Raw genomic sequence first — 16114 nt, forward strand, 5'->3', positions numbered from 1 at the left:
TACCCGCAGCTGTCCCGGCCCCTGCCGGATCGGCCCCCACCGGGTCAGCCCTTCCCGCCGTATCCGCACCTTCCCCTCCACCACCCACGTCGTCCATCGCACGGAGCGCTTCCGCCGCTGCTTCCGCTTCTGCCGCACTTGCCGCGGATTCCCCCTGGGCCTCGCGCCACCGCGCGCCCGGCCGCGGGAACGCGCCGGTCCGCACCCGCCGCGCGATCAACCCGTCGTCCCAGGGCGCGTCCCGCGGGAAGCCCCGCCCGTCCGCCCCTGCGCCCGTCGGCTCCGGAACGCCGGTCTCCTCCGTCTCGCCTCCCGGCTCCGGTACGTCCTCGTCCGGATCCAGGTCATCCACCCTCTCGCCGCACGCACGGCACGCCCCACACATCCCGGAGACCCCACACACCCCGCAGGCAGAGCCCTGTGCCGATTTCCCCGGCCCCTCGTCGGCCCCAGATGTCCCCGAGCCCTCGGAACTCACACACTCCCCAGGGCCTTCAACGCTCTCGCCGAGGCCGTCAGCGCTCCTGGAACACACTCCCCTCCCCTGTCTCTCGGAACTCCCCTGATTCCTGGGGCACTCGGGACTCTCCGGGCCCTCCGTCTCCTCCGGACGTCCCGTGAACCCGCTCACCACGACACCTTCTCCCTCTGCAATACGGACAGTGCGGCGATCAGTTCGGCCTGCTGGTCCGGCGGCACGGACAGTTGATCGAGCGGCGCCAGGCGGCGCTCGCGCTCGGCGTCGAGCGCGCGTTTCAGGTGCCTGGTCAGCAGCCTGCTGCCGCGTTCGCACAGCCGCAGCGCACTCTGCGCCCCGAGCAACTCGGCGAGGCTCTCCCCCGCCGTACGCGCCCGGCGCCCGCCGAGCAGTGCGGTGGCCAGCAGCGCCGCCGACTCCTCCGGCGCCACGGAGCCCGGACGGTCACCGGCGAGGCCACCGGATGCCTCTCGGGTCTCCTCGTCGGCCAGTTCCTCCAGGCAGCGACGCCAGCGCCGTACGACGACTCCGAGCCGCGCGGACGCACCCGCGGCGCCGGCCGCGGCCGACGGCGACACATCCGCGGCGGCCGGGTCGCGGCGCCAGGCGTCGGCGACCCGTTCGTCGGCCTGCTCCACCGCGCAGTCCAGCAGGGCGGCGAGCCCGTGGGTCAGCGCGTCCAGCAGCTCGTCGGGGCGGCCGCCGAGTGCGTGATCGCGCCAGTGGGCACGCGCGTCCCCGGACAGCACCTCGCCCGCCGCGACCTCCCCACGGACCCGCCCGGCGGCCTCCTCGTACGCCTCCTCGACCCGGCCTGCCAGTCGCAGCGCCGCGGCGTACTGGGCCGCGGCCTCGCCCGCGAGTGCCGGCAGCCGGCTGCGCAGCGAGGCGATCACGCCGGCCGCGGTACGGTCCGCGGCGGCCGACCGGGCGAGCGGGTCCTGGGCATGCCGTGCCAGCCAGTCGCGCAGGGCGGCGACCGCGGTGGCGGGCAGCAGCCCGCTGCCGCCGCCGGCCGACTCGGGCAGCTCGGGGATGGTGAAGCGCGGCACGTGGCCGAGGCCGGCGCCCTGGAGGAGCGCGGCGTAGCGCCCGGAGATGTCGGCGGCGATCTGGTGCGGCACCCGGTCGAGCACGGTCACCAGCGTGACGTCGTACTCCTTGGCCGTACGCAGCAGATGCCAGGGCACCGCGTCGGCGTACCGGGCGGCCGTGGTGACGAGCACCCAGACGTCGGCGGCGCAGATCAGTTCGGCGGCGAGTTCGCGGTTGCCCGCCACCAGGGAGTCGATGTCGGGAGCGTCCAGGAGGGCGAGCCCGCTGGGCAGCGACGGGTCGGTCTCGATCCGCAACGTCGGCATCCCGGGCTCCCCATAGGCCCCTTCCGCCCCTTGCCCGTCCCCTTCGCTGCCCTCCCGGTAGTCGTCATACGCCTCGTACGGGCCGTAGCCGCCGGCCGCGGCGCCGTACTCGCTGCGCCGGTGGCCCCGGCCGCCCGGTGCCTCCGGGCGGCCGCCGTCCTGTTCCGGCACCCAGACCCGGGCCAGTTGGGGCAGCACCCGCCGGCCCGCGAACCAATGGCGGTCGTCGGGGTGGCAGACCAGCACCGGCGTCCGCGTCGTCGGGCGCAGCACCCCGGCTTCCGACACCCGCCGCCCCACCAGCGAATTGACCAGGGTCGACTTGCCGGCTCCGGTGGAACCGCCGATGACGGCGAGCAGCGGAGCCTGGGGTGCGCGCAGGCGGGGCATCACATAGTCGTCGAGCTGGGCGAGCAGCTCGGCTCTGCTGCGGCGGGCGCGTGCTGCGCCTCTGAGCGGCAGCGGGAAGCGTGCGGCGTCGACGCGGTCCCGCAGTACGGACAGCGCGTCGATGAGCCGGGGTCGTACGTCCAAGGTCGCCACATGTGCAGAATGCCCAATTTCGTTGGGTTTTTGAAGCGTATAGCCCTGTGTGCGCGCCGTAAAAAACGGTACAGAACGGGACGAGTGATGCGTGAGACGATCGAGACAAGTGGGGCACAGGCATAACGACTGCACAACACCCGCTGCGCGAGTGGCCAAAACCGGTGCAGGATTCGTACCCGCCTGCGATTATCGAGATCGCTTCACGGAATCTCCACAACGTGCCACGGAGGTGAAGCAACCGGGACGAGGCACCCGGACCCCTATCCTTGTCCGCGGTCCGTGATCCACGTCCACCACCGGCCCCCGTAGCTCAGTGGATAGAGCAGGTGCCTTCTAAGCACTTGGCCGCAGGTTCGAGTCCTGCCGGGGGCACTCTTCTCCGCCCGTTCCTCAGCCCTCCGTCGCGGAGGGCTTTTTTGCAGGTCAGAGGCCATTTAGCGGGTGCGGTGCGGCGACTTTGGCAGGGCCAGTCCAACTGCTGACGGCGGAGGCGGGAGTCCGGCTGACGCCGGTTTTGCACGGCTCTCGGCGGCTGTTCTTCCCGAAAACTTCCCGAAGTTTTCGGGCGGCCCCTTCGAGGCCGCGCGTCCCGCAGGCAGCTGCTGGGGACCTTCGATCCGCCCCTGGAGCTCGGTCAACTGTCCGGTGATGCAGCGGGCGTAGGTGGACAGAAGGACGGGAACACTGTTGCCCGCCCACTCGGCGACCTGGGCCGGCGGAACGCCGTTGTTGAGCCAGGTCGTCAGACAGGTGTGGCGCAGATCGTACACGCGCTTGCCGACGGGCGAGTGGTACTCGTGCGCGTCGAGTACCGCCGCGCGGGCCTTGTTCCAGGCCCGGCGGAAGACCGATCCGGCGAGCAGGCCGCCCTTCTCTCCGGGGAAGAGCAGGTCGCCGGGCTTGAGGCCGTCCTCCTCGATCAGTTCGCGAAGGATCACGACGAGCGCGGGATGTGCGGGCACGGGCCGGGTGTCCCCGGCGGCACGCCCCTTGAGGCCGCGGGTCTCATGGGGCTCGCGATCGTCGGTCCACTTGCTGCCGACCTCAGGCTCGGCGGTGTGGACCAGGAGCTCTCCCCACCCGGCGGTCGGCAGCGTGGCGGCATCGACCCGCAGCGCGACGGCTTCCTCCGGACGCAGGCCCGTGTAATAGAGGGTGGCGAAGAACGCGCGGAGACGGTAGCCGGTGCGGGGGCGGTCACCGATCCAGGCCAGGAGGCCGGCGACCTGGCCGGGGTTGAGCAGAGACCGCTTGTCGACAGCCCCGGCCGCCTTGGGCGCCGCGCTCTCGTCCTTTCCCTTGGGTAGCGGGTTGGTCTTGAGGATTTTCTGCCGGACGGCGTGCTTCAGCGCCACGTTCGTGATGCGCCGGCCCCTGTTGACGGAGCTGGCCGCGGCCCGCGACCCGTCCAACCGGGTGCTGAGCGCGAGCATCACGTTGTCGACGTGCTTGGTGTCCTCCCAAGCGCGCATGGGCAGGGAGTTGCGCCGGATCCAGGAAAGGATCGTGCGCATTTCGGGAGGAGCCTCGTCGCGTCGGTTCTTGTTGAACGCGTACTCGCGCAGGGCCTTGCGGACCTGAACCGGGTCGAAGGGCGTCGGATGGGCGTGCAGCAGGGCGAGGGTGACCTTCGTGAGGGCCTTGGCCGTGCTCTGGCGGTTGTTCGCCGAGATGCGGGGCCACTTCATGTCGACGTACTGGAGGGCGAATTCGTACCAGGTGATCTCGGCCGAGGGCACGGCGTGGGATACCGGTCGTCCGGTCTCCAGGTCGAAGGGTTCTCCGTTGTTCGCAGCGACGAGCAGCGTCGCGCGGAAGGATTCCGCCAGCGCGCCGGTCTTGAAGGTCTCGCCGCGGCGCCTGCCGTTCACGGACCAGCGGACGGTGTGGGTGGTGCCGCGCTTTCCCTCGTAGACCTCCGTGTCGTAGAAGCGGATCTTGAAGGACCGGTCCGTCACGCACGGTCCTCACAGTCGGTGAGCCAGTTCTCGATGTCACCGCGTCGTATGCGCAGAGCACCGTTCGGTATGCGTATGCAGTGGGGCGCCCGGCCTTTCTGCCGCCACTCGTAGAAAGTCGAGCGCGAGATGCGGAGTTCGCTGCAGAACTCGTCGACGGTCAGCTTGTCGCCGGGATTTCGGGGGTTGTGGGTCAAGCCGATGCCTCCCTCGCGGCGGGGGTGGCGGAGGCGCTGGGGCCGACGGGTGTGCTGTGAGCAAGGGGTATGGCGGTGCGGTGCATGGGTCCTCACTTGGCGCCGGGCGCAGGAGTGCCCCGGTATGCCGTTGCAGGGGTAGGGGATTCGCCCGGCGCGGCTGTTGCGCTCAGGCGTGGGTGGGACTCAGCAGGCGCGCTCGCTGGCTCCTTCGCCTCCTTTCACTTCGAGCGCACGTCGCTGATCCCGCCACCTCCGCACGGGCTGCGCCACCACAGGCAGTCGTCGTGCGGATCTGCTCCATCTTCAGAAGAACCCCGGATTTCCGAAGTCCGGGATCTGCTGGTAGAGGCGGCGCCGCGCACAGGACCCAGGGCTGTTGCGATGCATTCGTCGAGCCCTCGTCAAATTTCGATGAGGGCTCGACGAGGGCTCGCGCAATCCGCTTTGTCACGGTTCAGTCGGATGGGCAGGCCACCGTCCGCCAGCCAACGCCTGATCACGGTGCCCTCAACCGAGACTTCACGCGCCTCACCGCACGCCCACAGAAAGGTGCAGGTCAGGGCACATTCGACGAGCCCTCGTCAAAATTTCACGAGGGCTCGTCGTCTGGACCTAGGATCTAGGATCCTGGATCTTTCCCTTCGGGGCGCGGTGCGCCCACACCGTCCCCGGCTCACCTGAAGCCCGATCGACGCCGAGCCTCTCGGAGGCGATCGCTTCACCAAGACTCGGCCGCGAGAACACATCGATGCCGGCCTCGGATCGGCACCACGGCCACGACGTGACCAGTCCGGATTCTCGGGTTACGGTGTTCGCCAGCCACCACGCCTCCACCCGCCGCATCCTGGAATCCGATCCCGGCCACAGCCCGAACGCCCCTCCTGCCACACCCGTGTCGGCGCGTCAGAGCATTTCGGGGCATGGCCAGCACCGAGCCCCAACAAGCTCGCCAACGGCCCCCAGATCACCGCTGAGCGCTTCTGGCCTCGCCGGTCACCACGCCGCAGATCACGCGCAAGCTTCGCAGCGTCGGCTAGGGCGCTATCAACTCACCACGCGCACCGTGGCCGACCACCGGCCACCGGCCCCGGAAGCACTCTCAGCAGCGGCCAGACCGCTGGGCACCTGGCGGATCAACCACACGCTGCGGACTGCCGTCGGTCCTCGGCTGGCCTGGCCCAGCCCAGCCCGCGGGTCATCACAGCGTCATCCCGCTCCGCGACAACCCACCCACCCCGAGGGCAACGAGCACCTCACGCCCCGCACCGAGGAGAAAGCCGCCCTGCCCCAAAGCCCCGTCACAACCCGCCGCCCGCCGCCTGACCGGATATCCGGTCACCTGCACGGAACGGCTCCGCCCACCGCCGGCACGCGTCACCTGCGAGCGCACAGCAACCCAGTCCCACCCCAGAGCAACGCCGTGCCCGCCTGCACCAGAGGGTCGCGTACCTGATGGCCATCGCCCCTAACCGCCGCCTGCGCACCTGCCGCGAAGGCAACTGGCCGCCCGCACCTCGTCCCGTGCCGACGGCCGCCCGCCGACGCCGGGCCAAACCAGCAAGGAACCAGTCATGCCCGACAACCTCGGTGTAACCACCGCCAAGGCCGATGCGTGGATGGACGTCATCCTGCGCCACCGCCACCTGCCCACCGCTTTCCAGGACACCCACGACACACGGGACCGGCAAGAAATACTCGCCGAGACCGACGGGGACACCCGATGACCGACCAGCGCGACAACACCCACCGCCCACCGCAAACCGCGGCGACCAACCCGGCCTCACCGCGAGCAAGTTGTCGGGTAAGGAGTCCTTCCCCGGCCTCCGCCCCGCAAGGGGCGGAGGCATCCGGCGCCCAGGGGGCGCCGGAGTCGGCCGGCCCGGGGGAGCCGACCGAGGGAGGGACCAGCCAGCCTCCGCCGTCGAGCGCGCCGCAGATGCGTACGCCGCGTCGTCGCCTGCGTCAGCCTCAACTGCGCGAGCGCCGTGTCCATCCGCGCTACAGCGACGACGAGTTCGCACTCCTTCAGAAAGCCGCCGACCTGAGCCGTGTGCAGGTGGGCGGATACGTCGCTGAGGCGTCGCTCGCCGCCGCCCGCGCCGACGATCCCACCGCCGCGGTGGCCGACTACCGAGCCATGGCCAAGGCTCTGATGGCCGCCAACGGACAGCTCGCCAAGATCGGCAGCAACCTCAACCAGCTCACCCGCCACCTCAACCAGGACGGCACCTGGCCACAACCCGATCTGGTGCAGCGGCTGCTGGAGCACGTCGAGGCGTCGATCGCCGACGTGGACACCGCCATCGCCCAGGTCACCGAGGGGCGGTGACCTGGTGATACCGAAGATCATCCTCGGCAGGGGCAAGCGCGCCATCCGCCGCCTGATCGGCTACCTCTACGGGCCGGGCGACGCCAACGAGCACACCGACCCGCATCTGGTGGCGTCCTGGAACGGCTACGCCCCCGACCCCGGCCGCAGCCCGAACCGCGACCCCAAAGAGGTGGAGGACCAGCTCGCCACACAGCTCGAACAGCCCGTGACCATGCTGGGCGACCGGGCACCGAAGACCACCATGTGGCACTGCCCCGTCCGCGCCGCTCCTGACGACCCGATCCTGACCGACGAGCAGTGGGCGGACATCGCCCGCCGCATCGTGGCCGCCGCCGGCATCGCCCCCACCGGAGACGACAAAGCCTGCCGCTGGGCCGCAATACGCCATGCCCCCGACCACATCCACATCGCCGCCACCCTCGTCCGCCAAGACGGCCGCCGACCACGCCGCGACCACGACATGCGCGCCGTCCAGCGAGAAGCCCGCAAGATCGAAATCGACTACGGACTCAGGCAGTTGAAGCCGGGCGACGGGACGGCCGCCAAGCGCCCCACCAGCAAGGAGCACTTCAAGGCCAAGCGCCAGGGCCAGGACACGACGGCCCGCGAGATCCTGCGCATGCGCGTCCGCCGTGCGGTGGCCGCCGCGTCCGACGAAGCCGAGTTCTTCACGCTGCTGGAAGCGACCGACGTGACCGTACGCCCCAAGACCGGGCCGTCCGGCGACGTCCTCGGCTACAGCGTCACCCTGCCCGGCGACACCAACAAACACGGCGAACCCGTGTGGTTCTCCGGCTCCACCCTCGCCGCCGACCTCTCCCTGCCCAAAATCCGCCAGCGCCTCACCACCACCAGCCCCGAACCGGCCACCGCCCGACCGGACAATCCGTGGCACCAGGCCACCGCCGCCACCGAACGCATCCCCCACCACCTCATCCACGGCGACGACCACGTCGCCCAAGGACAGCTGGCCGCACTCGGCACAGCACTGGACCTGCTGCCCCTCGCGGCACCAGCCGCGGTGAGGGCTGAACTCGAACAAGCCGCGGCGGCCTTCGAGCGCGCCACCCGCTCCCGCATCACCGCCGATCTCGACAGCACCAGTGCCCTACGCCGCAGCGTCCAGGCGATCTGGCGCGACCCCGCTCCGGCAGGTGACGGGTCAGGGCTGGCGATACTGCTGGACGCCACGCTCACCGCGGTCGCCTTCGCGATCCACTGGCACCACAAACACCAGCACGCCCAGCAAGAAGCCGCAGCCCAGCAGGCCCTCGTCCACCTGCACACCGCATACACCCAGGTCACCGAACCGATACTCGACAACCTCGCCCGCAGCGCCCCCAGCCGGCAGACGAAGCACCGCTACGCCCACCACCTACAACAGGCCGCCCCCGAACACGCCGAACGCATCCTGAAGGACCGAGCCTGGGACGCACTCACCACCGCGCTCGCCAAGGCAGAAGCACGAGGACACAACGCAGCCACCGTCCTCGACCAGGCACTCACCCAGCGAACCCTGGACGACGCCCGCAACCCCGCCCGCACACTGACCTGGCGCATCCAACGCCTCGGCCAACGCCACTCCCCCAGCCCCCGAGCCCAGGCCGCAAAGAACCGCAGCGCCACCGCGCGACAGCCCGCCGGGCCGGCCCACCCGACGGCAACCGTTCCGCCCCCGCAGCCGCCACAGGCACACCGGCGCTGATCACGTCCGCTTAGAACATGGGTTGCCTCACGAGCCGTTGAGAATCCGGTCCCGTTCTGCCACCCAGTCCAGGGAATGGCGGATGCCCTCTGCGATCGAGTACTGCGGGTGCCAGTCCAGGAGTGTGCCGGCGCGGTCGCTGAGGGTGTAGGCCCCGGCGACGTCGCCGGGGCGGCGGGGGCCGTGTTCGATCGTGATGGGCGTGTCCACGGCGGCGTTGAAGGCGGTGGCGAGTTCGAAGACGGTGGTGCCGGTGCCGGTTCCCAGGTTGACGGCCGTGGAGGTGGCGTCGGCGAGGACAGTGTCGAAGCGTTGGAGGGCGGCGATGTGTGCGGCGGCCAGGTCCCAGACGTGGATGTAGTCGCGGATGCCGGAGCCGTCGCGAGTGGGCCAGTCGGTGCCGGTGACCGTGAACGGGACGCCCTCGTCGTGCGCTTCGATGAGTTTGCCCAGGGCGTGGCTGGGGCGGCGCAGTTGGAGGCCGGTGCGCATCTTGGGGTCGGCGCCGATGGGGTTGAAGTACCTCAAGGACAGGATCTTGAGGGGCTGGGTGGCGGCGATGTCGGCGAACATCGCCTCGCACACGGCCTTGGTGCGGGCGTAGGGGCTCTGAGGTGCGTGCGGCGAGGCTTCGTCCACGGTGAAGCTGTCGCCGTCGGTCCGGTAGATGGATGCCGAGGAGCTGAAGATCATTCGCTGGCAGCCGTTGCGCAGCAGGTGGGAGACGAACGACAGGCTCTTGGCGACGTTGTTGGTGTAGTAGCCGACGGGGTCGGCGACCGAGTCGGGGACGACGATCAGCGCCGCGCAGTGGACGACCGCCTCGATGTCGGGGTGCTCGGCGAAGACGCGGTCGACGAGCGCGCCGTCGGCGATGTCGCCCTCGTAGAAGTCGCGGTCGCGGGTGAACTCGCGGCGTCCGGTGGCGAGGTTGTCGAGGATGACGGGGTGGATTCCGGCATCGAGGCAGGCGGAGGCGATGGTGCTGCCGATGTATCCGGCACCCCCGGAGATGAGGATTTTCATGCGGCGAGCGTAGCTCCAAAAGTGGGTGGATTCGGGCACGCGGGAGGGTGGTGACGGGCCTGTTCCCGCGCGCCCTTGCCATGGCCAAATCAGCTGCCTGTCAGCGCTGTTGAGGCGCAGCGGAAGCCGATGGCGTGGTTGGAGTAGGCCGGGTCGGTGGTGAACCGCTCGGTGGTGCGGGTCTGGTGGCGGAAGTGCATCCAGCCACCGCCGCGCATGGCCCGGTAGCGGTGGGCCGCGGCGTGGTAGATCGGCTCGTAGGCGCGTTGTGGGTCGTAAAGCTCGTAGCGGTCGGCGGTCCATTCGCCGACGTGGCCGGCCATGTCGCCGACGCCGAACGGGGAGTCGCCGGCCGGGGAACGCGTCCCGACGGGGGACGTTCCGGGCACCGTTCCCTGGCGGGCGAAGTGTCGCGCCCACCAGGCGCGCCACTGAGGGAAATCGGCGCCAGGTGCGTGGATGCTGTCGCAGGTGAGGGCATTGTCGGGCTCCCAGGTGTTGCCCCAGGGCCAGCTGCGCCAGGTCGTGCCGTGGGCGGCGTACTCCCACTCGGCCTCCGTCGGCAGACGTTTGCCGGCCCAGTGGGCGTAGGCGGTGGCGTCCGCGTGGTCGACGTGGACGACCGGGTGGTCCATCCGGTCATCGATGACGTCGTGCGGGCCGCCGGGGTGCCGCCAGCAGGCGCCGGGCTGGGGCAGCCAGTAGGTCTCGCCGTAGACGAGGCCGAAGCCGCGCCGTTCCGCGGCCGTGCGGTAGCCGGTGGCTGCGGTGAAGGTGGCGAACTGGGCGTTGGTGACGGGGTACCGGTCGATGAGGAACGCGTCGAGGCGGACCGTGTGCTGGGGCGCTTCGTCCTCGAACCAGGAGCGGCCGTAGTGCTGAGCGCAGGCAAGCTCATCGAGGTGCTGGTCCGGCGCGCCGATGACCACCTGGGCAGCGGCGATGTGGACCATGCCGGTCGTGGTCACGGTCATGGTCAGCCGCCCGCCATCGCCGGCAGAACGGTGAGCGTGACGTCATCGGACAGCGCCGTCTCCAGCCCGTCGATGTCGCGCACGTTGGTGTCGCCGAGGAAGACGTTGGTCCAGGGCACGAGTTCGCCCTCCGGGCTCAGAAGCCGCGGGGCGAGTACCCGGTGGGTTTCGGTGAGCCACCTCAGCGCGTCGCCGACCGTGGCCGCCTCGCACCTCAGCTTCGCGGCGCCGGGGACCAGGGTCAGCCACGCCGTGGGGACGTCGAACTCCACCGTCGCGCCGCGTGCAGGAGGTGCCGTCGCGCGCATCGCCTCGACGGTCGCGCGGATGCCGTCCGCCAGCGAGGTGGTGGGCGCCCAGCCGAGTACGGTGCGGGCTGTGGTGATGTCGGGGCAGCGGGTCGTGCCCTCGGCGTGCCGGGCCGGAACGACGGTGACGGTTCCGGAGCCGGCGGTTTCGACGACCAGCTCAGCCAGATCAGCGATGCTCGTGCCGCTCGCAGCCCCCAGGTTGATGGGCCCCGGGGCGTCACTGTCGAGCATGGTGATCAGCGCGCCCACGAAGTCGTCGATGTAGCACAGGCTGCGCACCCCGTTGCCCTGGACGGTGAGTTCGCCGTCGGCCAGAGCCGCTTCCACGAAGGCGGCTACGACACGGCGGTCGCCGCGTAACATCCCGGGCCCGTACACATTGAAGGGCCGGATGATCCCGGTGTTCACCCCGTATTCGCGGCGATAGGCGAACGCCATCGCCTCAAGGAACCGCTTGGCTTCCGCGTACCCGGACATGGGGCCGGTCGGATCGACGTTGCCCCAGTAGGTCTCGGGCTGCGGCTGAACGGCGGGTTCCCCGTACACCTCGGCGGAGGAGGCGAGCACGATGCGCGCCCTGTAACGGCGGGCGATCTCCAGTGCGTTGACGGTGCCGGACGATCCGGCTTGGAGAGTGCGGACGGGGTGATTGCGTACGTGGGCGGGGCCGATGGGGCTGGCGAGATGCATCACGCCGGTCACGGGCTCCGACCAGTCCAGCGGCTGGGTGATGTCGTGCTCGATGAGCGTGAACCGCGGGTGCTTTTGCAGGTCGTCCAGCGCCGGGAGCCGGCCGGCCGTGAGGCTGTCCACGGCGGTGACTCGGGCGCCGCGCTTGAGCAGGGCTGAGCAGAGATGGGTGCCGATGAATCCGGCACCACCGGTTACGAGTACGTGCTCATTCATGGGAATTCCCTTCGTGGGGTTGGCATGGAGACGGTCTCCGGGGCGGTCAGGGCGGTCGGGGCGCTGGGGGGGGCTACCTGCGTTCGTGACCGGGTGTCCCTTGGTGTCGTGGGTGGCCGGTCGCAGCGGCGGGTGGGGCAGTCGCCAGGCGTCCTGTCAGGTGGATGCCGGAGTGATTCGGCGGCGGGGTGGAGTGGCGCGCGGGTGCGGCTCCCTCCGACGGGCTCATGAAGGCCGCGCAGGCTGCGACTCCGAGGCCGAAGCCGGTGAGCCACACCTTGATCTCCCGTTTCGGTTTGTCCCACCGACTGGTCTTGATCTCCGTGAGCTCGAATTTGGTGGTCACGGGGTGGTGGGCCGGGTCGAGGGGGCATCGGGGCCGAGTGAGAGTGTCGTTCCGCCGATCGGTCGGTGCGGCGCGATGACCTGCCCATTCGGCGACAGCTCGCCGGTGTCCTCGAACAGCACGACGCCGTTGCACAGCAGGCTCCAACCCTGCTCCGGGTAGCCGGCCACGAGGTGCGCGGCCTCTGCGTCCGGCGCGGTGGCCGCCGGGCACGGCGACCGGTGTTGGCACATGGACTTCTCCTCAGCAGCGGTTCGGATAGGGACGAGGTGGGTGCGTGGGCCGGCCGCCGCCGAGGGCCACCGGGCGGCGCCGCACACCTTCAAGGTCACGGGCAGGCGCTGCGCCGGAGGGCCGTCACGAATCGCCGGGCGGTACGCACCGTGAGATCTCCCAAGCTGACGACGGGGTCCTCGTCGCATCGCTGGCAGTACGGGTGGAAGTACATGTCCATGAACCCGCCGCCCGTGGCCTTCTTGAACGCGGAGTGAAGACGGTCGAGGAGCTGCTGCCCCTCGGGCCAGTCGGGGATCTCCTCCAGCACCGGCTGCGGCGGCGCGCCAAGGGCGCAGGCGAGCCGGTCGGCCGTGGGGATCGAGAGGTCACCGAGATGGATTCGGGCGTTGTGGACGGAAGGGTTGGGGAAGTCGTCCAGGCCGTGGGCACGCGCCGCTTCACGCAGCTGGGCGGCCACCTTGTAGGTGCCGCGCATCCCCTTGCGGATGAGGCGCGCGAGTTCGGTCGCGTCCACGGCGTCGGTGCGGTTCAGCCTGACGTAGGGGGCCGCCCCGGAGTCGTCGAACACCGGCCTGATGCCGCTCAGGCCCGCGGCGCGCAGCTCGCGGTCGAGTGCGAGAGCCGCCGTGTTCGTCTCCTGGCGGGTGGGACGGGGTGTGAGGAGCCCGGTTTCATGCTTCGTCGGGGCAGGGGTCTTGCGGGTCATGCGGATCTCCGGACGGTCGTTCGCGGGCATTGGGGACAAGGGCGGTCGCTGTGCCACAGGAGGCCACCGGTTACGTCGGAAGGAACCGAATGGCGGTCCGACGTGGCGGAGTTGGGGCAGTTTGAGGTGAGCGGCAGGGCGAAGACGGGGTAAGCGCTCCAGTTCCAGCGGCTGTCGCCAGTCGGGAGGGTGAAGGTGACCGACCGTCCCTGGTGCAGTTCCTGGACTGCGGTTCCGGCTGCCTGCTGGTCGCTGAGCCACGCACACGCGATCCCGAGCGCCTCGCTGTCGAGGCCGGACAGGATGCCGCGGACCGAGTCGCGCATCCAGACGACCGCGCGGCCCGGGGAGAGCGTGAGGGTGCGCTGAGGGTCGAGGCGTTCGAAGCCGGGCCCGTGGTAGCTCCGTTGGCACCAGTAGGTACGCGGCAAGGGCTGGAGCTGGGTCACGCCGACCGCCTGCGCTGACCGGCATTGGCGGAGCCGAAGGTGGGCAAGGGCTCGTCGTCGCCGCCGGCCAGCTGCTCCAGCAGATCCAGCGTCACCATCGCCAACCGCCTCAGGTGCGCCTGCTCGACGTTGCCCTCGCACACCTGGCGAGCGCGAAGCCGGTCAGCTCGGCTGATCGCTTCAGCAAGACCGGACTCGGGCGCCCCGCCGGATCGCTGCTGCGCGATGGCCACGAGCTGCCCCAGCATGCGGCTCAGGTGATCGGCACTCCGGAACATCTCGGCCACCGCACCGCTCGGAGCTTCGGCCGTTCGTCGAGGAAGGAGGGCCGCGAGCCGCCCCAGCAGCCGGGGCCGACGCGGTGGCCGTCGGCAGCTCCCGGCGATCCCAGTCGGTCCTGCCGCAGCTCCAAGGACCGCCTCCAGAGCGTCGTCCAGGTCCGTCTCGACGAAGGAATCCCGCAGCTTGCCCAGGACACGCGCCATGACATCAACGCTGTTGTCAGCATGGCCGGGAGGAAGAACGGAAGCGGAGTTCACGCAGGAGCCCACGCCCCGGATCTCGACCCAGACGTCCTTGCCCGTGTCCGTAAGGGCAGCGCCCCACTCGTCGGCCGTCCTGCTGAGGATGTACATCCCCCGACCGCTCTCGCTCCTCCAGTCCGGCTCACGAACGACGGGCAACTGCCGGCTGCTGTCGCTGACGACGATCCGGATGCCGGACGGCAAGGGCTGGATGAGCAAGGAACAGACGCTGGAGCCCGCGTGCTGATAGACGTTGGCGAGCATTTCCATCACGCACACCACGGCCGGATCGACCAGCTCACCCCACCCCCAGCCCTGCACGTAGGCAGCGGCGGTCCGACGGATACGCCCGAGGTACTTCGGGTTGACGGTCAGCTTCTGCCGGTACTGCTGTGTGATTGCCTCTGCCATGAGGGGCACGGCTCCTCCATCGCCCGGACATCGAATTCCCGGTGGACCGACCTGCGCCGTCCCGAAGGTCGAGCTCAAGGTGGCGAGGGGAGATAAAGGTTTCCGCCGCTGCGAAGACTCCGCCATGTCACGGCGAATACCACCTCGATATCAGCGGGTGACTCGCTGATCACCGACATGTCACCTGAGCACCACTTGCACCCAAGGTCTCTACTGCTGAGTGGAGTTGGGCAATAGTGGGGTGCGAGGGCTTCCCCGGATGCTGACGCCCCGACCGTGAACGGATCAGCTCGAAAGGACACATCCGTCATGAACTCGCTGACGCTGCTCCAAGCCCTGGTCCGGGAGCGGGGATGGACGTACGACGTGTTCAGACGGGCCTACGAGAAGGCCGCGCGAGAGGTGGCAGCAGCCGCCGGGGAGCCGCCTTCCACTGCGACAGTGGAAGAGCAGACGTTCCGCCGATGGACCTCAGGGCGCGTCAAGGGAATCCCGAACCAGCCGGCACCGCAGGTCCTGGAGCACGTATTCGGGTACACCGCGCGCCAGCTCTTGAGCCCGCCACCCGAGCTGCCTCCGGCCACGCTGGGAAGCCCAGTACCGACGCTCAACGAAAGTGACCTTGCCATGACTGCTCGGGATGCAGCCGCGCACGCCGGTGACGCCGCCTCCCTCAGCGTTCCGGATATGACGCTCGACCAACTGGACGACGACGTCATGATCCTGGCCCGCGACTACAACCGCACCTCACCGATCGAGGTGTACCGCCGCGCCAAGGAACTCTTGAATTCCGCCCAGACCCTGCTGGAAAGGACCCAAGTACCGCGCCAGCGCACACGCGGATATCTCGCCGCAGGCCAGTCCGCTTCCCTCCTCTCCGCCATCTGTTTCGATCTGGGCTCCCTGCCCGCCGCCGTTTCACTTTCCCGAACCGCGGCGCTGTACGGCCAGGTCATCGAACACGGCCCCCTTCAGGCATACGCCCACGGAGCGCTCGCCTTCCTCGCGTTCTGGGGCGGCCGTCCGTCGGAATCCGTACGGCTCGTGCGCACTGCGCAACAATTCGGCGGTCTTGGTGACACTGCCCGAACTCGCTTGTCCGTCATCGAAGGACGGGCATACGGGCACCTGGGAAACCAGCCGGCAGCGAAGCGCGCCATACACAACGCTCTTGAGCAGAGCACCGATGGACGCGACGACCTGCACGACGACATCGGCGGCGAGTTCGGGTTTCCGGGCGAACGGGTAGCGATGAGCAACGCCACGACCTACCTGCTGCTGCGCGACGCAGAGGGCGCCGAGGCAGCAGCGGAGAGCGCTCTACACCTGATCGGCTCCAAGCCCGATGACCAGCGGCCGTTGCTCATTTCGGCCCAGGCTTCCATCGACCTCGCCCGCGCCCGCCTGCTGCGCGGCGAACTCGAAGGCGCTCACGCCGCCTTGGAGCCCGTCTTCTCCATTCCGACCGAATGGCGAGGCGCAGGAATTCTGGAACGCATGGCCGCGGTGCGATCCGGGCTTTGCCACCCCGACTTCAGCGGGGCGGCCGAAGTAGGCACGCTCGGTGAACGCATCGAAGAGTTCGGCGCGGCAGCGACAGCACACACACTCGGGGCCGCAGCGCCACTGGCCATTGAGAGCTGA

At 69.7% G+C, this 16114-nt stretch carries 14 protein-coding genes and 1 tRNA gene; 5 read left to right on the forward strand and 10 right to left on the reverse strand.

Annotated elements, in window-relative coordinates:
* Nucleotides 1–627: 627 nt before the first annotated feature.
* Complete coding sequence (locus LIU39_RS27425; RefSeq protein WP_227049588.1) at nucleotides 628–2382, reverse strand: dynamin family protein; 1755 nt, start codon at nucleotides 2380–2382, stop codon at nucleotides 628–630.
* A 302-nt stretch (nucleotides 2383–2684) separates the two neighbouring features.
* Here LIU39_RS27425 and LIU39_RS27430 point away from each other — a divergent pair.
* Nucleotides 2685–2757: transfer RNA gene (locus LIU39_RS27430), tRNA-Arg, on the forward strand.
* Nucleotides 2758–2819: 62 nt separating this feature from the next.
* Here LIU39_RS27430 and LIU39_RS27435 read toward each other — a convergent pair.
* Both LIU39_RS27435 and LIU39_RS27440 read right to left on the reverse strand, forming a co-directional pair.
* Nucleotides 2820–4343, reverse strand: coding sequence for a tyrosine-type recombinase/integrase (locus tag LIU39_RS27435; protein ID WP_227049589.1), 1524 nt, complete (start codon nucleotides 4341–4343; stop codon nucleotides 2820–2822).
* Nucleotides 4340–4540 (reverse strand): helix-turn-helix transcriptional regulator, encoded by a 201-nt coding sequence (locus LIU39_RS27440; protein ID WP_227049590.1) that lies wholly within the window; start codon nucleotides 4538–4540, stop codon nucleotides 4340–4342. Before LIU39_RS27440 ends, LIU39_RS27435 begins: the two co-directional genes overlap by 4 nt.
* A gap of 1574 nt (nucleotides 4541–6114) precedes the next feature.
* Between LIU39_RS27440 and LIU39_RS27445 the strand changes: the two genes are divergently transcribed.
* The 3 genes from LIU39_RS27445 (at nucleotide 6115) to LIU39_RS27455 (ending at nucleotide 8580) form a co-directional block, all read left to right on the forward strand.
* Entirely contained in the window at nucleotides 6115–6267 is a 153-nt protein-coding gene (locus tag LIU39_RS27445; protein ID WP_227049591.1) for a hypothetical protein, read from the forward strand.
* A 212-nt stretch (nucleotides 6268–6479) separates the two neighbouring features.
* Nucleotides 6480–6872, forward strand: a complete 393-nt coding sequence (locus LIU39_RS27450) for a plasmid mobilization protein (protein WP_227049592.1) — start codon at nucleotides 6480–6482, stop codon at nucleotides 6870–6872.
* A 4-nt stretch (nucleotides 6873–6876) separates the two neighbouring features.
* Nucleotides 6877–8580 carry a relaxase family protein gene (locus LIU39_RS27455; RefSeq protein WP_227049593.1) on the forward strand — a complete coding sequence of 568 codons (1704 nt, stop codon included), beginning with the start codon at nucleotides 6877–6879 and terminating at the stop codon, nucleotides 8578–8580.
* Nucleotides 8581–8607: 27 nt separating this feature from the next.
* Here LIU39_RS27455 and galE read toward each other — a convergent pair whose 3' ends face one another.
* From galE to LIU39_RS27490, 7 genes are all read right to left on the reverse strand, one after another.
* A complete protein-coding gene (gene galE, locus LIU39_RS27460; protein ID WP_227049594.1) occupies nucleotides 8608–9606 on the reverse strand; it encodes a UDP-glucose 4-epimerase GalE in 999 nt (332 codons plus the stop codon).
* A gap of 89 nt (nucleotides 9607–9695) precedes the next feature.
* A complete protein-coding gene (locus tag LIU39_RS27465; RefSeq protein ID WP_227049595.1) occupies nucleotides 9696–10580 on the reverse strand; it encodes a formylglycine-generating enzyme family protein in 885 nt (294 codons plus the stop codon).
* 2 nt (nucleotides 10581–10582) lie between these two features.
* A complete protein-coding gene (locus tag LIU39_RS27470) occupies nucleotides 10583–11797 on the reverse strand; it encodes an SDR family NAD(P)-dependent oxidoreductase (RefSeq protein WP_227049596.1) in 1215 nt (404 codons plus the stop codon).
* 342 nt (nucleotides 11798–12139) lie between these two features.
* The gene (locus tag LIU39_RS27475) at nucleotides 12140–12376 is read right to left on the reverse strand and encodes a DUF5999 family protein (RefSeq protein WP_227049597.1); all 237 of its coding nucleotides are present in this window, start codon (nucleotides 12374–12376) and stop codon (nucleotides 12140–12142) included.
* Nucleotides 12377–12471: 95 nt separating this feature from the next.
* Entirely contained in the window at nucleotides 12472–13086 is a 615-nt protein-coding gene (locus LIU39_RS27480; RefSeq protein WP_227049598.1) for a hypothetical protein, read from the reverse strand.
* The gene (locus tag LIU39_RS27485; RefSeq protein WP_227049599.1) at nucleotides 13083–13535 is read right to left on the reverse strand and encodes a hypothetical protein; all 453 of its coding nucleotides are present in this window, start codon (nucleotides 13533–13535) and stop codon (nucleotides 13083–13085) included. The genes LIU39_RS27480 and LIU39_RS27485 overlap by 4 nt, the downstream gene beginning before the upstream one ends.
* The gene (locus tag LIU39_RS27490) at nucleotides 13532–14470 is read right to left on the reverse strand and encodes an ATP-binding protein (RefSeq protein WP_227049600.1); all 939 of its coding nucleotides are present in this window, start codon (nucleotides 14468–14470) and stop codon (nucleotides 13532–13534) included. Before LIU39_RS27490 ends, LIU39_RS27485 begins: the two co-directional genes overlap by 4 nt.
* Before the next feature lie 309 nt (nucleotides 14471–14779).
* Between LIU39_RS27490 and LIU39_RS27495 the strand changes: the two genes are divergently transcribed.
* Nucleotides 14780–16114: an NsdA family TPR-like regulatory protein gene (locus LIU39_RS27495; protein WP_227049601.1), complete on the forward strand. Its 1335-nt coding sequence runs from the start codon at nucleotides 14780–14782 to the stop codon at nucleotides 16112–16114.

Source organism: Streptomyces pinistramenti, from assembly GCF_020564935.1.
GTDB classification, from domain to species: Bacteria; Actinomycetota; Actinomycetes; order Streptomycetales; family Streptomycetaceae; genus Streptomyces; species Streptomyces pinistramenti.

What these genes read in the sequence shown, in the direction of transcription:
- LIU39_RS27445 (WP_227049591.1), top strand. Translation starts at nt 6,115, where the DNA reads ATGCCCGACAACCTCGGTGTAACCACCGCCAAGGCCGATGCGTGGATG.
- LIU39_RS27450 (WP_227049592.1), top strand. Translation starts at nt 6,480, where the DNA reads ATGCGTACGCCGCGTCGTCGCCTGCGTCAGCCTCAACTGCGCGAGCGC.
- galE (WP_227049594.1), bottom strand. Translation starts at nt 9,606, where the DNA reads ATGAAAATCCTCATCTCCGGGGGTGCCGGATACATCGGCAGCACCATC.
- LIU39_RS27465 (WP_227049595.1), bottom strand. Translation starts at nt 10,580, where the DNA reads ATGACCGTGACCACGACCGGCATGGTCCACATCGCCGCTGCCCAGGTG.
- LIU39_RS27470 (WP_227049596.1), bottom strand. Translation starts at nt 11,797, where the DNA reads ATGAATGAGCACGTACTCGTAACCGGTGGTGCCGGATTCATCGGCACC.
- LIU39_RS27475 (WP_227049597.1), bottom strand. Translation starts at nt 12,376, where the DNA reads ATGTGCCAACACCGGTCGCCGTGCCCGGCGGCCACCGCGCCGGACGCA.
- LIU39_RS27480 (WP_227049598.1), bottom strand. Translation starts at nt 13,086, where the DNA reads ATGACCCGCAAGACCCCTGCCCCGACGAAGCATGAAACCGGGCTCCTC.
- LIU39_RS27490 (WP_227049600.1), bottom strand. Translation starts at nt 14,470, where the DNA reads ATGGCAGAGGCAATCACACAGCAGTACCGGCAGAAGCTGACCGTCAAC.
- LIU39_RS27495 (WP_227049601.1), top strand. Translation starts at nt 14,780, where the DNA reads ATGAACTCGCTGACGCTGCTCCAAGCCCTGGTCCGGGAGCGGGGATGG.